Source organism: Streptomyces sp. NPDC097619, assembly GCF_040302735.1.
Classification (GTDB): domain Bacteria; phylum Actinomycetota; class Actinomycetes; order Streptomycetales; family Streptomycetaceae; genus Streptomyces.
Genome location: NZ_JBEOSD010000237.1, coordinates 1 through 8,256, shown reverse-complemented (window position 1 = coordinate 8,256; position 8,256 = coordinate 1). Strand labels below are relative to the sequence as shown.

General features: G+C 72.0%; 9 protein-coding genes. 8 read left to right on the top strand and 1 reads right to left on the bottom strand.

The features are described 5' to 3' along the window. Positions 1–287 precede the first annotated feature (287 nt). Positions 288–2,117: an ATP-dependent zinc metalloprotease FtsH gene (gene ftsH / locus ABTZ17_RS35000; protein WP_502994966.1), complete on the top strand. Its 1,830-nt coding sequence runs from the start codon at positions 288–290 to the stop codon at positions 2,115–2,117. 60 nt (positions 2,118–2,177) lie between these two features. Here ftsH and ABTZ17_RS34995 read toward each other — a convergent pair whose 3' ends face one another. Then, complete coding sequence (locus tag ABTZ17_RS34995) at positions 2,178–2,888, bottom strand: methyltransferase type 11 (protein WP_352199845.1); 711 nt, start codon at positions 2,886–2,888, stop codon at positions 2,178–2,180. Positions 2,889–3,008: 120 nt separating this feature from the next. Between ABTZ17_RS34995 and proS the strand changes: the two genes are divergently transcribed. The 7 genes from proS to rplS all read left to right on the top strand — a co-directional run bounded on the left by proS (position 3,009) and on the right by rplS (position 8,148). After that, positions 3,009–4,421 (top strand): proline--tRNA ligase, encoded by a 1,413-nt coding sequence (proS, locus tag ABTZ17_RS34990; protein WP_352199844.1) that lies wholly within the window; start codon positions 3,009–3,011, stop codon positions 4,419–4,421. Positions 4,422–4,721: 300 nt separating this feature from the next. Then, complete coding sequence (locus tag ABTZ17_RS34985; protein WP_352199843.1) at positions 4,722–5,321, top strand: hypothetical protein; 600 nt, start codon at positions 4,722–4,724, stop codon at positions 5,319–5,321. A gap of 157 nt (positions 5,322–5,478) precedes the next feature. Next, entirely contained in the window at positions 5,479–5,916 is a 438-nt protein-coding gene (gene rpsP / locus ABTZ17_RS34980; protein WP_352199842.1) for a 30S ribosomal protein S16, read from the top strand. A 2-nt stretch (positions 5,917–5,918) separates the two neighbouring features. Beyond that, positions 5,919–6,158, top strand: a complete 240-nt coding sequence (locus tag ABTZ17_RS34975; RefSeq protein WP_007266827.1) for an RNA-binding protein — start codon at positions 5,919–5,921, stop codon at positions 6,156–6,158. 80 nt (positions 6,159–6,238) lie between these two features. Then, complete coding sequence (rimM, locus tag ABTZ17_RS34970) at positions 6,239–6,847, top strand: ribosome maturation factor RimM (protein WP_352199841.1); 609 nt, start codon at positions 6,239–6,241, stop codon at positions 6,845–6,847. Beyond that, the gene (gene trmD, locus ABTZ17_RS34965) at positions 6,844–7,665 is read left to right on the top strand and encodes a tRNA (guanosine(37)-N1)-methyltransferase TrmD (protein WP_352199840.1); all 822 of its coding nucleotides are present in this window, start codon (positions 6,844–6,846) and stop codon (positions 7,663–7,665) included. The genes rimM and trmD overlap by 4 nt, the downstream gene beginning before the upstream one ends. Positions 7,666–7,797: 132 nt before the next feature. Then, positions 7,798–8,148, top strand: coding sequence for a 50S ribosomal protein L19 (gene rplS / locus ABTZ17_RS34960; RefSeq protein ID WP_352199839.1), 351 nt, complete (start codon positions 7,798–7,800; stop codon positions 8,146–8,148). Positions 8,149–8,256: the final 108 nt, after the last annotated feature.

Genomic DNA, 8,256 nt, shown 5'->3' with positions numbered 1-8,256 from the left:
TCTCACCCTCTTTCCACCCCGTCGCCCCCCCCCGCCCCCCCCCTGTCGGCCCCCCCCCCCCCCGCGGGGGCCCTTCGCGCGTCCCGGCCCCCGCCGTGGCACGGCCGCCGGGCCCGGGGGGAGGGGCCGTCCACCACTGAGCGGGCGCCCGGTATGTCCCGTAAGGTCGGGCTCGCCTGCGCAGAGGAGGAAGCGTGCCCACTCCCACCCCCGTCCCGCCTCGCAGTCGCGCCGACACCCCCTGGCGCTCCGAAGGCGCACCCCCCGAGCCGCCCCCCAAGAAGAAGATGCCCGGCGGCTGGCGCGGGCTCGTCCTCACCGCGCTCGTCGTCTACCTGCTCACCAACCTCGTGCTCTCCCTCTTCAACGACGGGGACGAGCCGACCATCTCCTACACGGAGTTCAGCAAGCAGGTCTCCGCGGGCAACGTCTCCAAGATCTACTCCAAGGGCGACGCCATCGAGGGCCAACTCAAGGAGAAGCAGCCCGTCCCCGACGGCAAGGGCGACTACACCAAGTTCGTCACCCAGCGCCCCGTCTTCGCCGACGACGACCTCTGGGCCTCCCTCACCTCCAAGGGCGTCACCGTCACCGCTTCACCCGTGGTGGAACACCGCAGCTTCCTCGCCAACCTCCTCATCTCCCTCGCCCCCATGCTGCTGCTCATCGGCCTCTGGGTGCTCATCGCCCGCCGCATGGGCGCCGCCATGGGCGGGGCGGGCGGACTCGGCCGGAAGGCGCCCCCCAAACCCGTCGAGATCGAGGGCGCGAAGCGCACCACCTTCGAGGACGTCGCGGGCATCGACGAGGTCGAGGGCGAGCTCAGCGAGGTCGTCGACTTCCTCAAGAACCCCGAGGCCTACCACCGGATGGGCGCCCGGATGCCCGGCGGGGTCCTCCTCGCCGGACCTCCCGGCACCGGCAAGACCCTCCTCGCCAGGGCCGTCGCCGGCGAGGCCGGGGTCCCCTTCTTCTCCGCCTCCGCCTCCGAGTTCATCGAGATGATCGTCGGCGTCGGCGCCGGCCGGGTCCGCGAGCTCTTCGCCGAGGCCCGCAAGGTCGCCCCCGCCATCATCTTCATCGACGAGATCGACACCATCGGCCGCGCCCGCGGCAGCGGCGGCGGCATGGGCGGCCACGACGAACGCGAACAGACCCTCAACCAGATCCTCACGGAGATGGACGGCTTCTCCGGCTCCGAGGGCGTGGTCGTCATCGCCGCCACCAACCGCGCCGACGTCCTCGACCCCGCCCTCACCCGGCCCGGCCGCTTCGACCGCACCGTCATGGTCAGCCCGCCCGACCGCGACGGCCGCGAGGCCATCCTCCGCATCCACACCCGCGACATCCCCCTCGCCGCCTCCGCGGACCTGGCCCAGGTCGCCCGGACCACCCCCGGCATGACCGGCGCCGAGCTGGCCAACCTCGCCAACGAGGCCGCCCTCCTCGCCGTCAAGCGCAAGCAGACCGAGGTCACCGGCTCCGACCTCTCCGACGCCCTGGAGAAGGTCCAGCTCGGCGCCGAACGCCCCCTGGTCATGCCCGAGGAGGAGCGCCGCCGCACCGCTTACCACGAGAGCGGCCACGCCCTCCTCGGCATGCTCCAGCCCGGCGCCGACCCCGTCCGCAAGATCACCATCGTGCCCCGGGGCCGGGCCCTCGGCGTCACCCTCTCCACCCCCGACGCCGACCGCTACGCCTACACCGAGGAGTACCTGCGCGGCCGCATCATCGGCGCACTCGGCGGCATGGCCGCCGAACAGGAGGTCTACGGGGTGATCACCACCGGCGCCGAGAACGACCTGGAACAGGTCACCGGCATCGCCCGCGGCATGGCCGCCCGCTGGGGCATGAGCGAACGCGTCGGCCGACTCACCGCCGTCCCCTCCGACGCCCAGGGCGCCTACGGGCTCTCCGCCGCCCCCGCCACCCTCGACACCGTCGACGCCGAGATGCGCCGCATCGTCGACGAGTGCTACGAGGAGGCCCGCCGCCTGCTGCGCGAACACCGCGGACAGCTCGACGCCCTCGCCGAGGCCCTCCTGGAGAACGAGACCCTCGAAGAGGGCCAGGCGTACGCGGCCGCGGGCATCACCCGCCTCACCAAGCACACCTGACCCGAAGTCCACCCGGCCCGGTCACGGCCCGCCCCACCCGGGGCGGGCCGTGACCGTCCCTCAGGGCACCCGTGCCAGCACGTACCGGAAGACGTTCGGCAACCACACCGAACCGTCCTCCCGCGCGTACGGGTGCAGCGACTCCGTCAGCTCCTTCTCCGCCTGCGCCGGATCCGACGGCCGGTACAGCCCCGAGGACAACAGCCCCCGCACCGCACTGTCCATGTCCGCGTACCCGAACGGACAGAACACCCGCCACGAACCCTCCGGTCGCAGCCCGGCCGCCACCGCCGCGCCCTCCAGCCCGGGCCCCGGCACCGACCGCCGCTCCCCGCCCAGCAGGTCCGCGACCGCGCACCGGTCCGCCGGGCCCCAGCCCGCCAGCACCACCGCGCCGCCCCGCCGCACCAACGGCACCGCCGCCGCCAGCGCGGCCGCACCCGGATCACCCGGTGGTCCGTCCGGCAGCCCCGGACACAGGGCCGTCAGCATGTCGTAGCCGTCCCCGGCCCGCGTCCCTTCCGGCAGCCCGGCGGCCACCTCCAGCCCGCGCTCCCGGGCCAGCGCCAGCCGGTCCGGGTCCCGCTCGGCCCCGGTCACCCGGGCGCCCCGGGCCGCACCCAACAACAGGGCCAACCCGGCCCCGCAGTCCAAGCCCAGCAGCCGGGTGCCCGGGCCCACGCCCAGCCGGTCGTACACCGCCTCGTACAGCGGCACCAGCATCCGCTCCTGGATCTCCGCCCAGTCACGGGCGACGAGCGTCGAAATCATGGAAAAGCGCTCCTGTCCTCCTTGCCCCCCTAGCCAGAGAACTGCCGATCCGGCCGCCCGTCCAGAGGAGCGCCCCATCCGATTCACGCTCACCCGTTCCGGCCCCGTACCATTCGCGCCATGGCAAAGGCTCCCGTTCTCACCCCCCAGGCGGACGACTTCCCCCGCTGGTACCAGGACCTGATCAACAAGGCCGAGCTGGCCGACAACGGCCCCGTGCGCGGCACGATGGTCATCCGTCCGTACGGCTACGGCCTGTGGGAGCGGATGCAGCAGGAGATGGACGCGCGCATCAAGGAGGCGGGCGCCCAGAACGCCTACTTCCCGCTGTTCATCCCGCAGTCGTACCTGACGAAGGAAGCCGAGCACGTCGAGGGCTTCGCCCCCGAGCTCGCGGTCGTCACGCACGGCGGTGGCAAGGAGCTGGAGGAGCCGGTCGTGGTGCGACCGACCTCCGAGACGATCATCAACGACTACTTCTCCAAGTGGGTGCAGAGCTACCGCGACCTGCCCCTGCTGATCAACCAGTGGGCCAACGTCGTCCGCTGGGAGATGCGCCCCCGCGTCTTCCTCCGGACGAGCGAGTTCCTCTGGCAGGAGGGCCACACCGCCCACGCCACCTACGAGGACGCCCGCGAGTACGCCGCGCACATCCACCGGAACGTCTACGGCGACTTCATGACCAACGTCCTCGGCATCGACGTGGTCCTCGGCCGCAAGACCCCCAAGGAGCGCTTCGCGGGCGCCATCAACACCCTCACCCTGGAGGGCATGATGGGCGACGGCAAGGCCCTCCAGATGGGCACCAGCCACGAGCTGGGCACCAACTTCGCCAAGGCCTTCAACACCTCCTACCTCTCCAAGGAGGGGCAGCAGGAGCTGGTCTGGCAGACCTCCTGGGGCGTCTCGACCCGCATGGTCGGCGGCCTGATCATGTCCCACGGCGACGACAACGGCCTGCGGGTGCCCCCGCGCCTGGCCCACGTCCAGGTCGTGGTCATGGCGATCAAGGGCGACGAGGCCGTCGCGAAGGTCCGCGAACTGGGCGCCCGCCTGAAGGCCGCGGGCCTGCGCGTGCACGTGGACGACCGGGTGGACACCCCCTTCGGCCGCCGCGCCGTGGACTGGGAGCTCAAGGGCGTGCCGGTCCGCATCGAGATCGGCCCCCGCGACCTGGAGAACGGCACCGCGATGCTGGCCCGCCGGATCCCGGGCGGCAAGGAGCCGGTGCAGATCGACGCCCTCGTCGACCTGCTCCCGAAGGTCCTGGACGAGGACCAGGCGCAGCTGCTGCGCGAGTCCCGCGAGCGCCGCGTGTCCGGCACCACCGACGTGGCCACCATCGAGGAGGCCTCCGAGGCCGCCCTCGCCGGCGGCTGGGCGCGGATCCCGTGGAGCGTGCTGGGCCCGGAGGGCGAGGCCAAGCTCGGCGAGCAGGCCGTGACCGTCCGCTGCCTGGTGGCCGAGGACGGCTCCGTCCCGACCGAGGACGACGCCCCCGGCACCCTGGCCATCGTGGCCCGCTCCTACTGACGGACCCGGCGCGGGGCCCCGATCGGGCCCCGCGTTCCGGGACCGGGCCGCGCCGCCGCACTGACCGGCCGTTCGGCCCGTCGGCGGGACGCGGGCCGTCCCGTGGGGCGCGCGTGACGTCGGAGGTCCCCCGGGCCCGGTTCCGGGGGATCTCCCGTACGTACCGACTCCTCCGACTCCTCCGGAGATATGCGCACGCGCCCTCGTCGGGATGCATCAAGCTGAACTGACTGGTACGTGCAAAAAATTTGGAATGGCCCGGAATCGGAACACCGGGGGCCCCGCGCTCGTTGTCACGACGTGAGCACGACACCACCTGTACTCGCCGCAGAGCTGGCGCAGGCGTGGGCCGACATTCAGCGGTACCACCCCGAGCTGCCGGACCTTGCCGCACCCGAGTCTCTGATCGGGGAGTCCTCGTCCGCGTGTGGCGCGGAGCTCTCCTTCGAACGCCTGCTGCACGAGGCCGTCCACGGAATCGCCGCCGCGCGCGGCGTCCGGGACACCTCCCGGGCCGGCCGCTACCACAACCGCCGGTTCCTCGCGATCGCCGAGGAGCTCGGCCTCGACCACGCCGAGGAACCGCACGCCAGCAGCGGCTTCTCCCTGGTCACGCTGAATCCCGAGGCCAAGCGCCGGTACCGCCCCACCATGGAGCGGCTCCAGCGGGCCCTGCGCGCCCATACGGTCGCCACCGCCGCCGACACCAAGCGCTCCTTCCGCGGACCGGCCGCCCGGCACGGCTCCTCGGGCGGCGGCGTCCGGGTCAAGGCGGTCTGCGACTGCGGGCGCAACGTCCGCGTGGTCCCGTCCGTGCTGGCCCAGGCCCCGATCGTGTGCGGCGGCTGCATGAAGCCGTTCCGCATCCCGGAGGTGGCGCTGGCGGCCGCCGCGTCCTGACGCCGCGCCGTCATGTGGCACAATGAGTGGCTGTACTCGACAGTCGCACAGGACCCCTCTCTCCTCCGGCTGACGCGTCCATCGGGCACCCGAGTACCGCAACCCCACGTGGCATCTCATGTGCCCAACCACGTCAAGTTCAGGAGACACCACTCCAGTGGCAGTCAAGATCAAGCTCAAGCGCCTCGGCAAGATTCGCCAGCCGCACTACCGCATCGTCGTCGCGGACGCCCGTACCCGTCGGGACGGTCGCGCGATCGAAGAGATCGGTATCTACCACCCCACGTACAACCCGTCGCGCATCGAGGTCAACGGTGAGCGCGCGCAGTACTGGCTGTCGGTCGGCGCCCAGCCCACCGAGGCCGTGCTCGCCATCCTGAAGCTCACCGGTGACTGGCAGGCCCACAAGGGTCTCCCGGCCCCCGCGCCGCTGCTGCAGCCGGCGACGAAGGAAGACAAGCGTCGCTCCTTCGACGAGTTCGCGAAGACCCTGGAGGGTGGCGACGCCAAGGGCGAGGCCATCACCCAGAAGGCGAAGAAGACCGAGAAGAAGGCGGACGAGGCCGAGGCCGCCGCCGAGTCGACCGAGGCCTGAGCATGCTCGAGGAGGCTCTCGAGCACCTCGTGAAGGGCATCGTCGACAACCCTGACGACGTGCAGGTCGCCTCGCGCAACCTGCGTCGCGGGCAGGTGCTGGAGGTCCGGGTCCACCCCGACGACCTCGGCAAGGTGATCGGCCGCAACGGCCGCACCGCGCGGGCCCTGCGCACCGTCGTGGGCGCCATCGGCGGCCGTGGCATCCGCGTCGACCTCGTCGACGTGGACCAGGTCCGCTGAGCAAGTCGAAACACCGGCACGGGCCGGGGAGGGCCTCAGGCCCGCCCCGGCCCGTCGTCGTCTGAACAGGAGAGACAAGCGTGCAGCTGGTAGTCGCGCGGATCGGCCGCGCCCACGGCATCAAGGGCGAGGTCACCGTCGAGGTGCGGACCGACGAGCCCGAGCTGCGGCTCGGCCCCGGGGCGGTGCTCCACACCGAGCCCGCGGGCGCCGGTCCGCTGACCATCGCCACCGGGCGGGTGCACAGCGGACGCCTGCTGCTGCGCTTCGAGGGCGTCGCGGACCGCACCGCCGCCGAGGCCCTGCGGAACACCCTCCTCATCGCCGAGGTGGACCCCGCCGAGCTGCCCGAGGACGAGGACGAGTTCTACGACCACCAGCTGATGGACCTGGACGTGGTGCTCGCCGACGGCACCCTCGTCGGCACCATCACGGAGATCTCCCACCTGCCGTCCCAGGACCTCTTCATCGTGGAGCGGCCCGACGGCACCGAGGTCATGGTCCCCTTCGTCGAGGAGATCGTCACCGAGATCGACCTGGAGAACCAGCGGGCCGTCATCACCCCGCCGCCCGGCCTGATCGACGACCGCGCCGAGATCGCCTCCGCCCGGGACGCCGAGGGCGCCGAGGGTTCCGGTACGGCCGAGGACGCCGCGGCCGCCGACGGCTCCGGGGACACCGCCCGATGAGGCTCGACGTCGTCACGATCTTCCCCGAGTACCTGGCCCCGCTGAACGTCTCCCTGGTCGGCAAGGCCGCCGCCCGCGGCAGCCTCGACGTGCACGTCCACGACCTGCGGAACTGGACGTACGACCGGCACAACACCGTGGACGACACCCCCTACGGCGGCGGTCCCGGCATGGTCATGAAGACCGACCCCTGGGGCGACTGCCTCGACGACGCCCTGGCCGCCGGCTACGAGGCGGGCGCGCACGGCCCCGTCCTGGTGGTGCCCACCCCCAGCGGCCGGCCCTTCACCCAGGAACTCGCCGTCGAGCTCTCCGAGAAGCCCTGGCTCCTCTTCGCCCCGGCCCGGTACGAGGGCATCGACCGCCGGGTCATGGACGAGTACGCCACCCGCATGCCCGTCTACGAGGTCTCCATCGGCGACTACGTCCTCGCGGGCGGCGAGGCCGCGGTCCTGGTCGTCACCGAGGCGGTGGCCCGGCTCCTGCCCGGCGTCCTCGGCAACGCCGAATCCCACCGCGACGACTCCTTCGCCCCCGGCGAGATGGCCAACCTGCTGGAGGGGCCCGTCTACACCAAGCCCCCGGTGTGGCGCGGCCGCGGCATCCCCGAGGTGCTGCTCAGCGGCCACCACGGCAGGATCGCCCGGTGGCGCCGGGACGAGGCCTTCGCCCGCACCGCGGCGAACCGTCCCGACCTGATCGAGCGCACCGCGGCGTCCGCCTTCGACAAGAAGGACCGCGAGACCCTGAGCCTGCTCGGCTGGGCACCCGCCCCCGACGGCCGATTTTGGCGCAGGCCCCCCGCCGTGGAAGAATAGGCGGCTGCTGTACGCCCGCGTGCGCCCCTGCCACAGGGGGATCGTCGTCCGCCGGGTGTCACGGCTCCCGAACTCTCTACGAAAACCCGCACGGTGACCTGTGGCGTCGTGCGAAGAAAGCAGACGAACAACATGTCTTCTCTCCTCGACGGTGTGAACGCCGGCTCCCTGCGTTCGGACGTCCCGGCCTTCCGCCCGGGTGACACGGTCAACGTGCACGTCCGCGTCATCGAGGGCAACCGCTCTCGTATCCAGCAGTTCAAGGGCGTCGTCATCCGCCGCCAGGGCTCCGGCGTCTCCGAGACCTTCACCGTTCGCAAGGTCTCCTTCTCCGTCGGCGTCGAGCGCACCTTCCCGGTGAACTCCCCGATCTTCGAGAAGATCGAGCTGGTCACCCGCGGTGACGTCCGCCGCGCCAAGCTGTACTACCTCCGTGAGCTGCGCGGCAAGGCCGCGAAGATCAAGGAGAAGCGCGACAACTGAGCTCGGCCCGGCGTCCGTGGAGCGGCCGGATAGGCTCCCTCCCGATGGACACCGAAGCACGACTCCCGCAGCGCGGCCGTTCCCCCTCCGAACCGGAGGGGGAACGGC

Excerpts from the sequence above, each read along its gene's own strand:
- ftsH (WP_502994966.1), top strand. The coding sequence starts at position 288 with ATGCCCGGCGGCTGGCGCGGGCTCGTCCTCACCGCGCTCGTCGTCTAC.
- ABTZ17_RS34995 (WP_352199845.1), bottom strand. The coding sequence starts at position 2,888 with ATGATTTCGACGCTCGTCGCCCGTGACTGGGCGGAGATCCAGGAGCGG.
- proS (WP_352199844.1), top strand. The coding sequence starts at position 3,009 with ATGGCAAAGGCTCCCGTTCTCACCCCCCAGGCGGACGACTTCCCCCGC.
- ABTZ17_RS34975 (WP_007266827.1), top strand. The coding sequence starts at position 5,919 with ATGCTCGAGGAGGCTCTCGAGCACCTCGTGAAGGGCATCGTCGACAAC.
- trmD (WP_352199840.1), top strand. The coding sequence starts at position 6,844 with ATGAGGCTCGACGTCGTCACGATCTTCCCCGAGTACCTGGCCCCGCTG.
- rplS (WP_352199839.1), top strand. The coding sequence starts at position 7,798 with ATGTCTTCTCTCCTCGACGGTGTGAACGCCGGCTCCCTGCGTTCGGAC.